Here is a 15,797-nt window from a genome sequence, read left to right on the forward strand (position 1 = left end):
AGGATGGTTGCTGTTGTTATTCGGTGTCTTGACCGCGCGCGGCGGGTTCCCGGCGCAATATCTTTCCGGGCCGCGCCATGCCGTCGGCCGCCGGAAACACGGGCTGGCCGTTGACCAGCACGTGCTCGACGCCGGCAGACGCCAGCGTGGGCGACTCCCACGTGGCGCGGTCCATCACCGTGTCCGCATCGAACACCGTGATGTCCGCCCACGCCCCCACGCTGAGCTGGCCGCGTCCGGCCAGGCCGAACACGCGCGCGGGCAGCGCCGTCATCTTGGCGACGGCGGCTTCCAGCGTCAGCAGCTCGGCTTCGCGCACATAGCGGCCCAGCACGCGCGTGAAGCTGCCCCACAGGCGCGGATGCGGATGCGCATCGTTGGGCAAGCCATCCGAGCCCACCATGCAGCATTCGTGCTGGAAGATGCGCTGCACTTCGGCTTCGTCCATCGCGAAGTAGATGGCGCCTGCCGGGCACAGCCTTCGGGCCGCGGTCGTCTTGTCGCAGCCCCAGCGCGCGGCGATGTCGGCCAGCGATTCGCCGCTGCATTCGGGATGCGGCGTGGACCAGGTGATGCGGATATCGTCGATGCTTTCAGCGCGCTCGGGAATCAGGATGGTGGAGCTGCCCGGGTAGGGATAGATGTCCAGCGCCACGTCCACGCCTTCGGCGCGGGCGCGGTCGATGTTGGCCAGCGTGGCGCGGCTCTTGCCCCAGTTGCGCGGCATCATGCACTTGTGGTGCGAGAGCACGGTGGCGCAGCCCGTGCTGCGCCCGACGGCCAGCACTTCGTCCACGGCGGCTTCGACCTCGTCGCCTTCGTTGCGGATATGGCTGGTGTGCAGCGCGCCATGCGCCGCGGCCACGCGGGCCAGCCCCTCCAATTCAGCGGGTTCGGCCACGCCGCCCGGCTGGTACGCCAGGCCGGTGCTGAACCCCACCGCGCCCGCGGCGAGCGCCTCGGCCAGCATCCGCTGCATGGCCGCCTGTTCATCTGCGCTGGGCGCTGCCGTCGGGTCGCGCATGGCGGCCAGGCGCAGGTTCGCGTGGCCGACCAGCGCCGCCACATTGATCATCGGCTGGGTAGACCGCACTTCATCGAAGTAGGCCTGCATGTCCGCAAACAACGGCGTTTCGCCCAGCAAGGCCAGCGCCGCGGCGGTGTTGCCGGGCAGCGGCGCGGGCGCGCCGCTGACGCCGCAATTGCCGACCACAACCGAGGTGATGCCTTGGCTGGTCTTCCATTCCAGGCCGGGCTTTTCGACGAACATCAGGTCGTCGTGGCCGTGCACGTCGATGAACCCGGGTGCCACGATCTTGCCCCGGGCGTCCAGCCTGCGGGTAGCGGCCACGCCGGACAAATCGCCGATCGCCGCGATGCGTTCGCCCGCCACGCCGACGTCCGCGCGCTGCCTGGGTGCGCCCAGGCCGTCGATGACCCAGCCGCCTTCAATGATCAGATCCAATGTTTCCTGCCGCATGATTGTCCCGCCTGGATGAAGGCCCTAGTATCGTTCGCGCGATCAATCTGGAAAAATTGTTTTTATTGATCCATCTATCGTGGTTTGAAATGAATCGCCTGCCCAAGCATGTCACCCTGAAGCACTTGACCGCCTTTGTCGCGGTAGCGCAGGAATCCAGCTTCACGCACGCGGCCAAGCGCCTGTTCCAGACGCAATCGTCGGTCACCAGCCTGGTGCGCCAACTGGAGGACGCGCTGGCCACCCAGCTTTTTGCGCGCACGAGCCGGCGCGTGCTGCTGACCGCCGCCGGCGAAGAGTTCCTGCCCCGCGTGATGCGGCTGCTGGCGGATTTCGATGGGGTGATCGAAGATGTGGTGCGCTATGGGGCGCTGGAGCGCGGGCGCGTCGGCGTGGCTGCCGCACCATCGGCCATCACGCAGATCATCGCGCCGGCCGCGGCCGGATTCTCGGCGCAGTACCCCGCCGTGCGCCTGTACCTGAGCGACGACAATTCAGGCCGCATCCAGCGCAAGGTCGCCACGCGCGAGGTGGACTTCGGGTTGACCAGCCGCTGGGCCGACGCGCCGGGGCTGCGCTTCGACCCTGTGCTGGAAGACCGCTTCGGGGTGCTTTACCGCGCCGACGACGCCGGCCTGCGACCGGGACGCGACGGCACCATGCGCTGGTCGGACCTGGCCGAGCGCAAGCTGGTTGGGGTGGTGGACGAAACGGGGATCATGGCGCTTTTGCGCGCCCGGGCGGACTTGCCCATCGAGGCGGGCGCGCCCTTCTATGAAGCCTCCAGCACGACGTCGCAGGCCGCCCTGGTGAAGGCCGGTCTGGGCGTGGCGGTGCTGCCGGCGCTGGCCGCCCAACGCGTGCTGGAACCCGGCCTGGCCTATGCGCTGCTGGCGCGGCCGACCGTCGTGCGCACGGTGTGCATCATCCGGCACAAGGAGTATCCGCTGAGCCCGGCCGCGCAGGCGCTGATCCGCGCCATCCACGACTATCTGCGCGATGCGCCGCTGCCGGCCGGCTGCAAGCGCGTGCCGGCCGGAAGGAAAGCGGTGGCCTAGGCGGCGCGCAATTTCACGTCCAGCGCGGCCAGGCCCGTCGCGAACACGCCCTGCCCCACGGCCTTCGCCACATCGGCAAGCGGCGCCCCTTCCACCCGGAAGTCGGCCCACCATTCGACCAGGGTATGGCCGCTTTCCGTGATGGGGCGCAAGGACACGCCCGCCACGTAGTCGCGCATCGGCAGGTCGGTCTCGATGATGGAATAGCGCAGCGCGGTGCCGGGATCGTCCAGCATCAGCAGTTGTTCGCGCACGAAACCCGAAGGCGCAAGCGTCAAGTGCCGCACGCTGCCCACCGCGTCATGGCGGCCACCGGCTTCCAGCCGGCTTTGCGCCACGCCGGGATGCCAGCCGGCCAGCCCGTCGAAGTCGCGGAACAGCGGCCAGACCTTTTCCAGCGGCGCATGGATGATGGCACTGATGTGGACGGTATGCGGCATGGGACCCTCTTAGAAAGTCAGGTTTTTGAACTCGCGCGTGGCAGCGGTCAGCGCTTGTTCGGTGGGCAGGCGCTCCATGGAGCTGGCGCCGTAGAAACCATGGCAATGCTTGCAGGCGCGCAGCACATGCGCGGCGTCCTCGGGCGTGGCGATGGGGCCGCCATGGCAAAGCACGATGATATCCGGACGCACCGCCAGCGCGGCGGCGGCGATGCGGTCGATGGCGGCCACGCACCCGTCCAGCGTCTGCGAAGTCTCGGCGCCGATGGAGCCGCCCGTCGTCAGGCCCATGTGCGCGACGATGATGTCCGCGCCGGCCTTGGCCATCGCGACCGCGTCGTCTTCATTGAAGACATAGGGCGTGGTCAGCATGCCCTTCTTGTGCGCCAGGCGGATCATGTCCACTTCCAACGCATAGCCCATGCCCGTCTCTTCCAGGTTGGCGCGGAAGGTGCCGTCGATCAGGCCGACAGTAGGGAAGTTCTGCACGCCTGAAAACCCCTGGCGCTTCAGGTCATCCAGGAACACGTCGAAGTCGCAGAACGGGTCGGTGCCGTTCACGCCGGCCAGCACGGGGGTCTTTTTCACCACGGGCAGCACTTCGCGGCCCATGTCGACGACGATCTCGTTGGCGTTGCCGTAGGCCAGCAGCCCGGCCAGCGACCCCCGGCCCGCCATGCGGTAGCGGCCCGAGTTGTAGATCACGATCAGGTCGATGCCGCCCGCCTCTTCGCACTTGGCCGACAGGCCCGTGCCCGCGCCGCCGCCCACGATGGGCGTGCGTGCGCGCACCATGGCGCGAAACTTGTCCAGCAGGTCGTTACGGTCGAAACGGGGCATGACTGCAATCCTTAAGGGGTAGCGATTTCAAGAAAGTGGTCGACCGCCGTCTTGGCGAACAGCGGGTCGTTGATGTGGCAGGGCACGCGCACCAGCCGGCGCTGCGGCGTCTGCACCAGGTTGGCTTCCAGCGCAGCGAACAAGGCCGCGTCGGCCTCGGGGTCCCAGAACGCCTGGCCTGGCGCGTCCAGCGCGGACACGCCGCCTTCAGGGATCAAGAAGCGCACCGGCCCGTCGCATTGGTTCAGCTTGGCAGCGATCCATTTGCCTTGGGCGGCGTTTTCCTCGACCGTGGTGCGCATCAGTGTCACCTGCGGATTGTGCGGATAGAACTTGCGGCCCTGATAGCGTTCGGGAATGGTCTCCATCCCGCCGAAGTTCACCATGTCCAGCGCGCCGCAGGAGCCGACGTACGGGGCACGGGTGCGGGCCACGGCACCGAAGCGGTCTTCCGTGCAGGCCAGGACGCCGCCGAACAGAAAATCGCAGACTTCGGTGGTGGTCAGGTCCAGCACGCCGCCCAGCAAATGGCTGTCCAGCAGTTTTTCCATCGACTGCCCGCCCGTGCCCGTGGCGTGGAACACCAGGCAGTCGTAGCGGGATTCCAGCAACGGCGTCACCTGCTGCACGCAGGCGGTGGTCACGCCGAACATCGTGATGCCTACGGCGGGCCGCCCATCGTCTTTGATGGCGACGCCCGCCTGCCGGAATGCGCCGCCGATCGCGCCGGCGGCGTTGGCCAGCACGCGACGGGAAATGCGGTTCAGGCCAGCCACGTCGGTCACGGAATACATCATGGCGATATCGGAGGGGCCGACATAAGGCGCGACGTTGCCGGAGGCCATCGTCGACACCATCAGCTTGGGCGTGCCGATGGGCAGTGCGCGCATCGCGGGCGTGATCAACGCGGTGCCGCCCGAGCCGCCAAGACCAAGCAAGGCGCCGATGGCGCCATTGCCGGCCGCATAGCGTTCAAAGGCAAGCGCCATGGCGGCAATCGCCGTGCCGCGGTCGCCGGTGAACACCGCCTGCGCGCCGCCGGGATGGCTGCGGGCCACTTCCTCGGCCTGCACCTTGGCGGCGCTGGCCGCGCCCGTGGTGGACACGTCCACCGACACCACGTCCAGGCCCTCGCGCTTGAGCAGATCCACCACGTACTCGGCTTCGTGGCCCTTGGTGTCGTAGGTGGCGGCGACAAAGACCCGCCGGTTCGATTGCGTCATGGCTCCTCCGCGGGCGGCTACACTCGGTGCGCGCCTCGATATGTGAGGCCGCAAGGCCTGTAGAATCAAGAAATGAGACGAAAGAATCATACTGAGACACCTATCTCACGTCAAACCTCCCTCGCCACCCAAGCCGCTCCGGCGGCGGGCACCGCACGACTGATCGCGCCCGCCAGCCGGCAGGCGGCAGCCAGCGGGGAACCCCCGCATGGGCCCCGCGCCCGCATGCGCAAGACGCTGCTGGACGCGGCGCAGCAGTTGATGGCCCAGGGGATCACCCCGTCGGTCGCCGAACTGGCCGAACACGCCCGGGTCTCGCGCGCGACCGCGTACCGCTACTTCCCCAGCCAAAGCGCACTGATCGCCGCCGTCGTGGATGAAAGCCTGGGCCCCATCCTGGCCTGGAACTCCGCGTCGCCAGACGCCGCCACCCGCGTGGACGAACTGCTGCGCTTCGCCTTTCCGCGGCTGGAAGCCCACGAGGCCTCGTTGCGCGCCGCCATCATGGTGTCGCTGCAGCAGCATGCCGAAGCCAGCGCCGGCAAGGCGGGCAACGAACCGCGCCTGGTGCGCGGGCATCGGGTCGATATCCTGAAGCGCGCCATCGCCCCGCTGGCGGCGGACTTGACGCCGGCGCAACAAGACCGCGTCGCCCAGGCGCTGTCGCTGGTCTACGGGTCTGAGGTGTTCCTGGTGTTGAAAGACATCTGGCAACTGGAATTGCCTGAAATCACGGACGTGGTGCGCTGGACGGCGCAGGCCATCATCCGGCAGGCGCAGGCCGACGCGGGCGCGAACCGCTAACGTCCACCCATGCCGGCGGAGATGGCTTGCGCGGCACGGCGCAACGGGTCCAGGCATTGCTCCACCATCTGGTCCACCGAACGCACGCCCTGGATCCAGACGACGTTCACGCAGCCGTAGACGCGCCCGGACGGCGCTACGATCGGCACCGCCAGCGCTTCCAGCCTGTCGTTCTGATCGCGGCGCGGCTTGTCGTAGTCGCCCCCGAACCGCTGTTCACGCAGGCCATACCCCTGCCGGCGGGTGCGGTCCAACATCGCCGCGACGGCACGGCTGTCATGCGCGAGCGCATCGCCCTCCCGGCGGCTGCGACGCAACGCCGCCAGCACCGACTCACGCTCCTTTTCCGCGCAAAAGGCCAGATACGCCCGCCCCACCGCCGAACGGAGCATGTTGATGCGGAACCCGATGTTGTCGCGCCGGATCGTGAAGTAGGACTGGTTGCGATTGGTCTCGCGCACGATCATGGCGCTGGCGCGCCGCACCGCCAGGTCGGACGGCCACAGGACTTCGGCTTGCAGGCGGTCGAGTTCCGGCGCGGCGCATTGGCCCAGCCTGTCCAGCACCTGGGACTGGCGGCCACGCGCGTCCGGCGCGCCCGCCGGACAGAAATGGTCGTCGGCAAGGCGCCGCCAGATCAAGCCTCGCGATTGCAACGTGGCGAGGATACGCAGCAAGGTGGCCTTGGCAAAGCCCGTACGCACATGCAATTCGTGCAGGCTGGCGCCCTGCGTGGCGCGCACCTCGTCAAGCACGGCAAGCCCCCGCGCCAACGCATCGATCATCTTGACTTTCGGTTCCCAACGGCTCATCGCGCGTCCTTTTCCGCCGAGCACTAAGGATTTCACTCAGTGAAACTCTAGCAGATCGCGCTTGAGTCGCCCAGCACCGCGAAATATCGTTGCAGCACTGGAAAGCCGCAACGGCGGACACATCGGGACAAGGGGCGGGAATGAGCGGACACGCTGTACGCAATGTGCTGTGGATCATGTGCGACCAACTGCGGTGGGACTATCTTTCCTGCTATGGCCACCCTCGGCTGCACACGCCCAACATCGATCGGCTGGCCGCCGAGGGCATGCGCTTCACGAATGCGTTCGTGCAAGGCCCCGTCTGCGGGCCGTCCCGCATGTCTTACTACACGGGCCGATACGTCACCAGCCACGGCGCCGTCTGGAACTTCGTGCCGATGCCGGTCAGCGAGCTGACCTTGGGCGACCATCTGCGGCCGCGCGGCGTGCGCGTCGCGGTGGCGGGCAAGACGCACGTCGAGGCGGACATGGCCGGCCTGCGGCGCCTGGGCGTCGACCTGGACAGTCCCGGGGCCCGCCTTGCGATGCAGGGCGGCTTCGAACCCTTCGACCGGGACGACGGCATCTGGCCCCCGGGGTTCGCCGACGACTCGCACCACTACACCCGCTATCTGCGCCAGCGCGGCTACGACGGCCCCAATCCCTGGCACGACCACGCCAATTCGGCGCAGGGCGCGGCCGGCGAGATTCTCTCGGGCTGGAAAATGCGGTCGGCCGGTCTTGCCGCCCGGGTCCGCGAAGAGGATTCCGAAACGCCATACATGACCCGTCGCGCCATCGAGTTCATGGAGGAGAGCCGCGACACGCCCTGGGTGTTGCACCTCTCCTACATCAAGCCGCATTGGCCATACGTGGCGCCGGCGCCTTACCACGCGATGTACACGCGGGACGATGTGCTGCCGGTCAAGCAGGACCCTCGTGAATTGCAGCGCGCTCACCCCGTGCTGCACGGGTTCCGCCAAGCGGAGGTCAGCGGGAATTTCTCGCGGCAAGAGGTGCGCGACACCGTCATCCCCACCTACATGGGCCTGATCAAACAGGTGGACGACCAGTTGGGCGTGCTGTTCGACTATCTGCAGGACAGTGGCCGCGACCAAGACACCATGGTCATCTTCTGCAGCGACCATGGCGACTACCTGGGTGACCACTACCTGGGCGAAAAGGAACTGTTCCACGATTGCGTGGCCAAGGTGCCGTTGATCATCCGCCTGCCCGGCGCAGACGGCGACGCGCACCGCGGCGCGGTGCAGACCCGGCTGGTGGAGGCCATCGACCTGGTGCCTACGATCCTCGACGCCTATGGCGCCGATATCCCCGACCACATTGTCGAAGGACGCTCCCTGATGCCGTTGCTGCACGGCAAGGCGCCTGCCGAATGGCGCCACGCCGTGTTCTCCGAAAACGACTATGCGTTCCGCGATTTCGTGCGCGAACCGCTGGGCCGCCCCGCGGACGGTTGCCACACGGTCATGGTGCGCGACCACGAATGGAAGTACGTCCACTTCGACGGGCTTGCGCCGCAATTGTTCGACCTGCGCGCCGATCCGGACGAGTTCGTGGACCTGGGCACGGATCCCGCCCACGCCTGCGTCCGTGAGCGCTATCAGGCTGCGCTCTTCGACTGGCTGCGAAAGCGCAAGATCCATCCCACCATCAGCCACCGCGCCATGACGCAGTGGACACGCAAGGAGGAAGAGGCCGGGATCCATATCGGCAGGTGGTAGCAAGCGGCACGCGGCACAGCGAAAACAACAGCCCTTCAGGAGACAAACCCATGAAACCCCAACATCTTGCGCTGGCGGCCTGTCTGGCCGCCGGCCCGGTCTCCTGCGCCCTGGCGCAGGACAACTGGCCCAGCCGCCCGATCCGTGTCGTGGTCGCCTTTCCCGCCGGGTCGCCTGGCGACACCGCGACGCGCATCGTCGCGGACGCTGTCGGTCAGGCCCTCAAGCAGGCCCTCGTCGTCGAAAACCGCCCAGGCGCGGGCGGCAACATCGGTGCGGAGGCCGTAGCCCGCTCGGCCCCCGACGGCTACACCTTCCTGGAAGCGCCCGACACGGTGGTCACGATCAACCCCGCGATCTACCGCTCATTGAATTTCGCGCCATCGGACCTGGTGCCGGTCGTGGCGCTGGCGAACTTCAACCAGATGCTCGTGTGCGCGCCCGCCTCGGGCCTGCGCACCCTGGAACAGCTGGACGCCGCGGCGAGGAAGACGCCCGGATCGCTCAGCTACGCCTCCGGCGGGCAAGGCGTTCCCGGCCACCTTGCCATGGAGCTTTATCTTGCCGGCGCCGGCCTCAATGTCCTGCATGTTCCGTACAAAGGCCCCTCGCCCGCCGCGCAGGACGTGCTGGCCGGCCAGGTGCCTTGCGGCTTCCTCGCTTCGCCCGTGGTGGCGTCCTACGTGACGGCGGGCAAGCTCAATGGCCTGGCGGTATCCGGCTCCACGCGGTCCACCGTTGCACCGGACGTTCCCACGATGTCGCAAGCGGGCGTCGCGGGCTATGACGCCACTTTCCGGGAAATGCTGTTCGCGCCGAAAGGCACGCCCGAGGCCATCGTGCGCCGCATGAACGAAGAGGTGGCGCGCGCCCTGGCGCGGCCCGACGTCAAGCGCAAGCTGCAGGCCAACGACCTGGACCCATTGCCCCAAACGCCCGGCGATACCGCCCGGCAACTGCAGGAGGACGCCGCCAAATGGGCCGCCGTCGTCCGCAAGATCAACCTGCGGGTGGATTGACAGCCCGTCCTATCAAGGAGACACCATGAACACCGCCGCCCCCCCTACCGCCTTCGGCTCGCTTGCGCACTACCGCAAAGGCGGCATCGAGATCACGCACGGCTCACCCCGCCACTACGTCTTTTCCAACATCTTCGAAGTGGCCACGCAGTCGGCCCCCTACGAAAAGGTCGTGGTGGGCAAGAACCTGGAGTACGTCATCGAAACGCTGCGCATCGAAGGGAAATCCCCCTGGTACGCATGTAGCCATGACGAGTTCGCCGTCCTGATGGATGGCGAGGCCCTGGTTGAATTCCTGGCGCTGGACGCGCCGCCCGCGCCGGGCCAAGGCGCCGTGCTGGCGGGCCACACGCCGGCGGGCCAGCCAATGGGGCGCGTCGCGCTGGGCCGTGGGCACCAATGCCTGCTGCCCGGCGGTTGCGCCTACCGCTTCACCGCGCATCGCCCGGGCGTCTTGCTGATGCAGACCCGCCTGGGCGAGTTGTCGGTCGAAAAGTGGGCCGATATCTGCGTCCGCTGACCGCCCTGAGCCCGCCACCACTTACCCATCAGGAGAGCCGCCATGGCCATGCTTGACACCTCCCCGCATTCGCCCGCCTTCGCCGCGGACAAAGTCGTCGCGACCGCCCCCGATGCCGCCACCGGCTACAAGGGCTTTCGCCTCGGCGCCTTCGAATTCAGCCGCGACGAGTATTTCGCGAAAGTGCAATGGCCCGCCAAAGGCCAGACCCGCACGCACGCCATCCCCGCCGACGCGTTCCTGCGGGCGCTGATGCGCGACGTGGCTTGGGGCTTCTTCTACGGCTGGGTGAACTTCGACCAGGTGTTCGGCACCCGCAACCACTATGGGAAAGTGGACGTCTACGCCGGTTCGTTCAACGGCGTCATGAAGGCCGCCGGCGTGGACTACACCGAGACGTTCGATACGCCGACCATCATGGCGACCTTCAAGGCCATGTTGCACGACTGGACCAACGAAGGCTTCGACCCGTTTGCGGCCCCGGAGGAAACCGGCTCGGCCTACGGCCGAAAACACGGCCAAAACGCCGCCGCGATCGAGCGTTCCAGGATCGCCACCCGCCGCATGCCCGGATTGCCGGACGATTCGCCCCTGCGCAACGACCTTCCCGTCAACCGCGCCTTCGCCGATGTCCCGCAGGACGAGCCGCAGGTGTTCCCCGAACCGGGCTACGACGGGCAGCTCCATGCCTTCAACCTGTTCAAGTACCTGTCCCGCTCCGACGTCACCTGGAACCCGTCCGTCACCTCGGTCTGCGGCGCAAGCCTGTTCTGCCCCACGACCGAAGAGTTCATCCTGCCGGTCTTCCACGGCAACGACCGGGTGGAATGGTTTCTGCAGCTTTCCGACGAAATCGTCTGGGACGTGGCGGACAAGGACACCGGCGCGCCCCGCGCGCGCATCACGATGCGGGCCGGCGATATCTGCGCCATGCCCGCCGACATCCGGCATCAAGGATATTCGACCAAGCGGTCCATGTTGTTGGTCTGGGAAAACGCCACGCCCGACCTGCCCGGGCGCTACGAGAGCGGCGAACTCCCACCCTATCCGGTGGCGTTCTGACCACGCCGTTTCCTACTTCCTCTCAGCGAACCTCAGCCATGCAGAACAAACTCTTTATCGGCGGCCGCTTTACCGACGCGCTCGCCGGCGGCACCATCGATATCCTGAACCCGCACGACGGGACGCGCATCACCGCCATCGACGCCGCTGACGCCGCCGACGTGGACCTGGCGGTGCAAGCCGCGCAACGCGCCTTCCCGGCCTGGTCGCGCATGGCGGCGGCCGATCGCGGCCGGCTCCTGCTCAAGCTGGCCGATCTGATCGACGCCAACGCGGAGGAACTGGCGCAACTGGAAACGCTGGACACCGGGCATCCTATCCGGGACACGCGGGGGCTGGACGTGCCCCGTACCGCCGCCTGCTTCCGCTATTTCGGCGGCATGGCGGACAAACTGCTCGGCAGCGTCGTGCCGGTCGAGACCGGCTTCCTCAACTATGTCCGGCGCGCGCCCATCGGCGTGGTGGGGCAGATCGTGCCCTGGAACTTCCCGTTGATGTTCACCAGCTGGAAGCTGGGCCCGGCGCTCGCCGCCGGCAACACCGTGGTGCTCAAACCGTCGGAACTGACCCCGTTGTCGACCCTGCGCATCGCCGAGCTGATCGCCGCCGCGGGCTTTCCCGACGGCGTCGTGAATGTGGTGCCCGGCTACGGTCATACCGCAGGCCAGCGCTTGGCCGAGCATCCGGCAGTCGGCAAGATCGCGTTCACCGGATCGACGGCGACCGGACGCCGCATCGTCCAAGCCTCCCAGGGCAATCTCAAGCGCGTGCAGCTGGAGCTCGGCGGCAAAGGCGCGAACATCGTGTTCGATGACGCCAACCTCGACGCCGCCATCAATGGCGCGGCGTGGGCCATCTTCCACAACCAGGGCCAAGCCTGCATCGCCGGGTCGCGGCTGATGCTGCACGACAACATCGCCGACGCCTTCCTGGAGCGATTCACGGCATTGGCCAATTCCATCCGGCTGGGCGATCCGCGCCTGCCCGACACCGAGATGGGGCCACTGACCTCTGCCCAGCATCGCGACAAAGTCTTGTCATACACGCAGATCGCCCGCGACCAAGGCGCGCGCGTGCTGGCGGGCGGCCAGGCGCCAGGCGGGGAACTGTCCGCCGGCTACTACGTGGCCCCGACGATCGTGGAAGCCAAGCCGCACGATCGCGTGTCGCAGGAGGAGGTTTTCGGCCCGTTCGTCACCGTGCTGCGCTTCGGCAATGATGAAGAGGCGCTGTCCATCGCCAACGCGACGGAATACGGGCTGGGCAGCGGGCTGTGGACGCGCGACCTTGCCCGCGCCCACAAGATGGCCGGCGCCATCGAAGCGGGCATGTGCTGGATAAACTGCTACAAGCGGGTCAATCCAGGCAGCCCGTTCGGTGGCGTGGGCCAGTCCGGCTACGGACGCGAAATGGGCTTCGAAGCCATGCACGACTATACCGAGGCGCGCTCGGTCTGGGTTAATGTCGATGCAACAGTCCCCGCGCACTTCAAGCGCTAAGGAGGGATCATGCTGGATTTCGTCTATCAGGCCCTGCCGGCGCGGGTGATCTTCCAGGCCGGCGCGCTGTCCCGGCTGCCCGAGGAAGTCCAGCGGCTGGGAGCCCGCCGCGCACTGATCCTGACTACCCCGGGCCAACGCCAGCTGGGCGAACGGGCGGCGCGAGCCTTGGGCTCCCTGGCTGCGGGCGTCTGTAGCGCAGCGGTCATGCATGTGCCGCGCAAAGCGGCAGAAGCCGCCCGCGCGCAGGCTGAACAGCTGTCCGCGGACTGTTGCGTCGCCATCGGCGGCGGGTCCACGATCGGGTTGGGCAAGGCGATCGCGCTCACTTCGTCCCTGCCTATCCTGGCCGTGCCCACCACGTACGCAGGCTCGGAAATGACGCCGATCTACGGCATGACGGAAAACGGCCTGAAGACCACCGGCCGCGATTTGCGCGTGCTGCCCAAGACCGTGCTCTACGACCCCTTGCTGACCCGGGACCTGCCTGCCGACCTGTCCGCGGCCTCGGGCATGAACGCGGTCGCGCACGCGGTCGAAGCGCTGTACGCGCAGGATGCCAATCCGATCGTCAGCCTGATGGCGGAAGAAGCCATTCGCAGCCTGGCGCGCGCCTTGCCGGCCGTGGTTGCCGACATGCGCGACGACGCGGCGCGGGCCGATGCGCTGTATGGCGCCTGGCTTGCAGGCGCCTGCCTGGGCGCGGTGGGCATGGCGCTGCACCACAAGATCTGCCATACGCTCGGCGGCAGCTTCAACCTGCCCCATGCCCAGACCCACGCCATCATGCTGCCCTATACCGCCCACTACAACCACGCCGCTGCGGCCGGCGCGCTGCAGCGCGTGGCTCGCGCGCTGGGCGGCGACACGGCAGCCGAAGCCGGCGCCTTGCTGATGGCGCTGAACCGCAACCTGGCCCTGCCCGCATCGCTGGGGCAGATCGGGATGCCGGAAGACGGCATCCGGCAAGCGGCGAAGATTGCGACCGACAACCCCTACTACAACCCGCGGCCCGTACGGCACGACGACATCCTGGCCATGCTGCAACGCGCCTGGCACGGCGATCCCGTCGCATGACACCCCACCGCCGGCCGCCAGCCGAACAGGAAGACACCATGGACACAGACACACGCAAAGCGGAAGCCGCGCTGACCGAACAGGTTGTCGCCGCCTTCGAAGGCACCCCCGATCCCCGACTGCGGCAGGTGATGCAGTCCCTGGTGCGGCATCTGCACGCCTTTGTCGCCGACGTCGAGCCGGACGAAGCCGAATGGCTGGCGGCCATCCGCTATCTGACGCAGACAGGCCAGATCTGCGACGACGTCGTACGGCAGGAATTCATCCTGCTGTCCGACACGCTGGGCGTTTCGATGCTGGTGGACGCGATCAATCACCGCAAGCCCGGCAACGCCACGGAAAGCACGGTGTTCGGGCCCTTCTACATGGCCGGCATGCCCGAGCGCGCGCTGGGCGAAGACATGGCGCTGACGCCCGGCCAGCCTGCGCTGGTGCATGGACACGTGCGGGACACGGAAGGCCGCCCGATAGCGGGCGCAGTGCTGGATGTCTGGCAGACCGCCGCCAACGGCATGTATTCAGGGCAGGACAAGCAGCAGCCCCACGGCAACCTGCGGGGCCGCTACCGCAGCGACGATACCGGTTACTACGCCATCCGCACCATCCTGCCCGTGTCGTACCCGATTCCGGACGACGGCCCGGTCGGGCGCATGATGGCGACAACAGGCCGCCATGTGTACCGGCCCGCGCATCTGCACTTCATGATCGAAGCACCCGGCCACCGCACGCTGGTCACGCACGTTTTCAACGCGGGAGACCCCTATCTGGCTTCCGACGCGGTGTTCGGCGTCAAGCCGGCGCTGGTGCTGGCGTACTCGCCGCGCGCTGCCGGCTCGCCGCTGGCGGCCCGGTTCGGATTTGGCACGGATTTTCATGAAGGCGCCTATGACTTCGTCCTGCCCCGCGCAACGGAATGACCCCAGCGCGCCTGCGCGCAGGTTGTGCCGCATCGCCGACATTCCTGATGGTGGCGCCCTTGCCCTGGCAGGCCCCGGGCGGCCGTTGGTGCTGGTCCGGCGGGGCGACGCCGTCTGGGGCTACGCCGACCGTTGCCCGCACTTCTCGGTGCCGCTTGCGGCCACGCCGGGCGTCGTCCTGACCTACGAAAGCGAGGTGATCATGTGCGCGCACCATTCCGCGCTGTTCCGCTTCGAAGACGGGCACTGCATCGAAGGCCCTTGCCAGGGCGCCGCTCTGGACCGCCAGGCCCTGCGCATCGAAGACGGCTGCGTGTATCCGGCCTGATACGGCCGTCGCGGAATCCGCCCCGCTGTCATTCCCCCGTCACCCGCTGCGGGCATAGTTCCGGCCTTTGCGGCCATGCCTTCGCATGCCGCCAGACGTTGGAGTGTGTCCATGCAGTTCGAAGTATCCCGCTTGCGGCGGGCCGTCATGCCGTTGTCGCTGGTTTGCGTCACCCTGTTGAGCGCCTGCGGCGGCAGCGACGACGACGATGATGAAGTCGTCACGCCCACCCCGCCGGTGGTGACGGAGCCCACGCCGGTCGATCCCAAGCCGGTCGAGACCGGCGCCTGGACCGCGGGCGACCTGCACGTGCACACCTACCAGTCGGACGACGCGCAAGTCAGCCTGGAAAGCGCGCTGGACCAGGCCTTCGACCGCTACAAGCTGGACTGGGCCGCGATCTCGAACCATTTGCGTCTGTCGGGCCGCGACCATACTGGTACGGCGCTTGCCGGCGGACCCGTGCCGTTTTCCACCGGCATGGCGCAGTACGAAGTGCCGTTCATCAAGACGGCGCAAGCCGCTGGCCGCTATGCCGGCAAGATCATCTTTTCCTCATTCGAATGGGACATGCCCACGCATGACCACGTGAACATCGGCATCGGCGTGAACGACCCGATGTCGGCCAAGTCGCTGCAAGCGGTGGCTGAATTCGAATACCTGTTCACCAACCGTGACCCTGCCCTCTTCGACCCGCTGCTGGTGTCGCAACTGGCAGGCCAGACGCGTGCGTTCACCACGCATGCCGATTCGCTGGCCGCGCTGAAATGGCTGCGCGACAAACACCCCGACAGCTACATGCTGCTGAACCATCCGTCGCGTTACGCCGGCAAGTACACCGTGGCGCAACTACGCGAAATGAACGACCTGGCTCCGGACGTCTTCTTCGCCATCGAAGGCATGGTGGGCAACCAGATGGAACCGGACCGCGGCGGCTACGCCACGGCCTACACCAACGCCTTCCTGCCCAACCGCACCTATGGCGGCGTGGACT

The 15,797-nt window shown here is 67.4% G+C and carries 15 protein-coding genes and 1 pseudogene; 11 read left to right on the plus strand and 5 right to left on the minus strand.

Features of this window, described 5'->3' with window-relative positions; all coding sequences use genetic code 11:
- Positions 1 to 16: 16 nt before the first annotated feature.
- Positions 17 to 1,480, minus strand: a complete 1,464-nt coding sequence (locus ACO6D5_RS03330) for an N-acyl-D-glutamate deacylase (RefSeq protein WP_315529442.1) — start codon at positions 1,478 to 1,480, stop codon at positions 17 to 19.
- 89 nt (positions 1,481 to 1,569) lie between these two features.
- Here ACO6D5_RS03330 and ACO6D5_RS03335 point away from each other — a divergent pair, with 89 nt between their 5' ends.
- Positions 1,570 to 2,538: a LysR family transcriptional regulator gene (locus tag ACO6D5_RS03335; protein WP_485824587.1), complete on the plus strand. Its 969-nt coding sequence runs from the start codon at positions 1,570 to 1,572 to the stop codon at positions 2,536 to 2,538.
- Here ACO6D5_RS03335 and ACO6D5_RS03340 read toward each other — a convergent pair.
- Genes ACO6D5_RS03340 through ACO6D5_RS03350 form a run of 3 tightly spaced genes read right to left on the minus strand, consistent with a single transcriptional unit; the run spans position 2,535 to position 5,041 of the window.
- Positions 2,535 to 2,978 carry an SRPBCC family protein gene (locus ACO6D5_RS03340; protein ID WP_315529445.1) on the minus strand — a complete coding sequence of 148 codons (444 nt, stop codon included), beginning with the start codon at positions 2,976 to 2,978 and terminating at the stop codon, positions 2,535 to 2,537. The two genes, ACO6D5_RS03335 and ACO6D5_RS03340, sit on opposite strands and share 4 nt — an antisense overlap.
- 9 nt (positions 2,979 to 2,987) lie before the next feature.
- Positions 2,988 to 3,818, minus strand: a complete 831-nt coding sequence (locus ACO6D5_RS03345) for a phosphoenolpyruvate hydrolase family protein (protein ID WP_280028658.1) — start codon at positions 3,816 to 3,818, stop codon at positions 2,988 to 2,990.
- A gap of 11 nt (positions 3,819 to 3,829) precedes the next feature.
- Positions 3,830 to 5,041 carry a Tm-1-like ATP-binding domain-containing protein gene (locus ACO6D5_RS03350; RefSeq protein WP_485824588.1) on the minus strand — a complete coding sequence of 404 codons (1,212 nt, stop codon included), beginning with the start codon at positions 5,039 to 5,041 and terminating at the stop codon, positions 3,830 to 3,832.
- A gap of 159 nt (positions 5,042 to 5,200) precedes the next feature.
- On the opposite strand from ACO6D5_RS03350, the gene ACO6D5_RS03355 reads away from it, so the two are divergent.
- A complete protein-coding gene (locus tag ACO6D5_RS03355) occupies positions 5,201 to 5,845 on the plus strand; it encodes a TetR family transcriptional regulator (RefSeq protein ID WP_315529569.1) in 645 nt (214 codons plus the stop codon).
- Here ACO6D5_RS03355 and ACO6D5_RS03360 read toward each other — a convergent pair.
- On the minus strand, positions 5,842 to 6,657 hold the full coding sequence (locus tag ACO6D5_RS03360; RefSeq protein ID WP_315529448.1) for an IclR family transcriptional regulator domain-containing protein: 816 nt from the start codon (positions 6,655 to 6,657) through the stop codon (positions 5,842 to 5,844). The genes ACO6D5_RS03355 and ACO6D5_RS03360 overlap by 4 nt on opposite strands.
- Before the next feature lie 140 nt (positions 6,658 to 6,797).
- Here ACO6D5_RS03360 and ACO6D5_RS03365 point away from each other — a divergent pair, with 140 nt between their 5' ends.
- The 9 genes and pseudogenes from ACO6D5_RS03365 to ACO6D5_RS03405 all read left to right on the plus strand — a co-directional run.
- On the plus strand, positions 6,798 to 8,381 hold the full coding sequence (locus tag ACO6D5_RS03365; RefSeq protein ID WP_485824589.1) for an alkaline phosphatase family protein: 1,584 nt from the start codon (positions 6,798 to 6,800) through the stop codon (positions 8,379 to 8,381).
- 50 nt (positions 8,382 to 8,431) lie between these two features.
- Entirely contained in the window at positions 8,432 to 9,400 is a 969-nt protein-coding gene (locus ACO6D5_RS03370; protein ID WP_485824590.1) for a Bug family tripartite tricarboxylate transporter substrate binding protein, read from the plus strand.
- Positions 9,401 to 9,425: 25 nt separating this feature from the next.
- Positions 9,426 to 9,920 (plus strand): cupin domain-containing protein, encoded by a 495-nt coding sequence (locus ACO6D5_RS03375; protein WP_485824591.1) that lies wholly within the window; start codon positions 9,426 to 9,428, stop codon positions 9,918 to 9,920.
- A gap of 42 nt (positions 9,921 to 9,962) precedes the next feature.
- Positions 9,963 to 10,982, plus strand: a complete 1,020-nt coding sequence (locus ACO6D5_RS03380; protein WP_315529454.1) for a hydroxyquinol 1,2-dioxygenase — start codon at positions 9,963 to 9,965, stop codon at positions 10,980 to 10,982.
- Positions 10,983 to 11,020: 38 nt separating this feature from the next.
- Entirely contained in the window at positions 11,021 to 12,481 is a 1,461-nt protein-coding gene (locus ACO6D5_RS03385; protein ID WP_485824592.1) for an aldehyde dehydrogenase family protein, read from the plus strand.
- Positions 12,482 to 12,490: 9 nt separating this feature from the next.
- Positions 12,491 to 13,558 (plus strand): maleylacetate reductase, encoded by a 1,068-nt coding sequence (locus ACO6D5_RS03390; RefSeq protein ID WP_485824593.1) that lies wholly within the window; start codon positions 12,491 to 12,493, stop codon positions 13,556 to 13,558.
- 38 nt (positions 13,559 to 13,596) lie between these two features.
- Entirely contained in the window at positions 13,597 to 14,475 is an 879-nt protein-coding gene (locus ACO6D5_RS03395) for an intradiol ring-cleavage dioxygenase (protein WP_485824594.1), read from the plus strand.
- Complete coding sequence (locus ACO6D5_RS03400) at positions 14,444 to 14,803, plus strand: Rieske (2Fe-2S) protein (RefSeq protein ID WP_315529460.1); 360 nt, start codon at positions 14,444 to 14,446, stop codon at positions 14,801 to 14,803. Before ACO6D5_RS03395 ends, ACO6D5_RS03400 begins: the two co-directional genes overlap by 32 nt.
- Before the next feature lie 111 nt (positions 14,804 to 14,914).
- Positions 14,915 to 15,797 (plus strand): annotated as a pseudogene (locus ACO6D5_RS03405) (S-layer protein); the annotation flags it as partial.

It is taken from the genome of Achromobacter sp. (genome assembly GCF_057314935.1).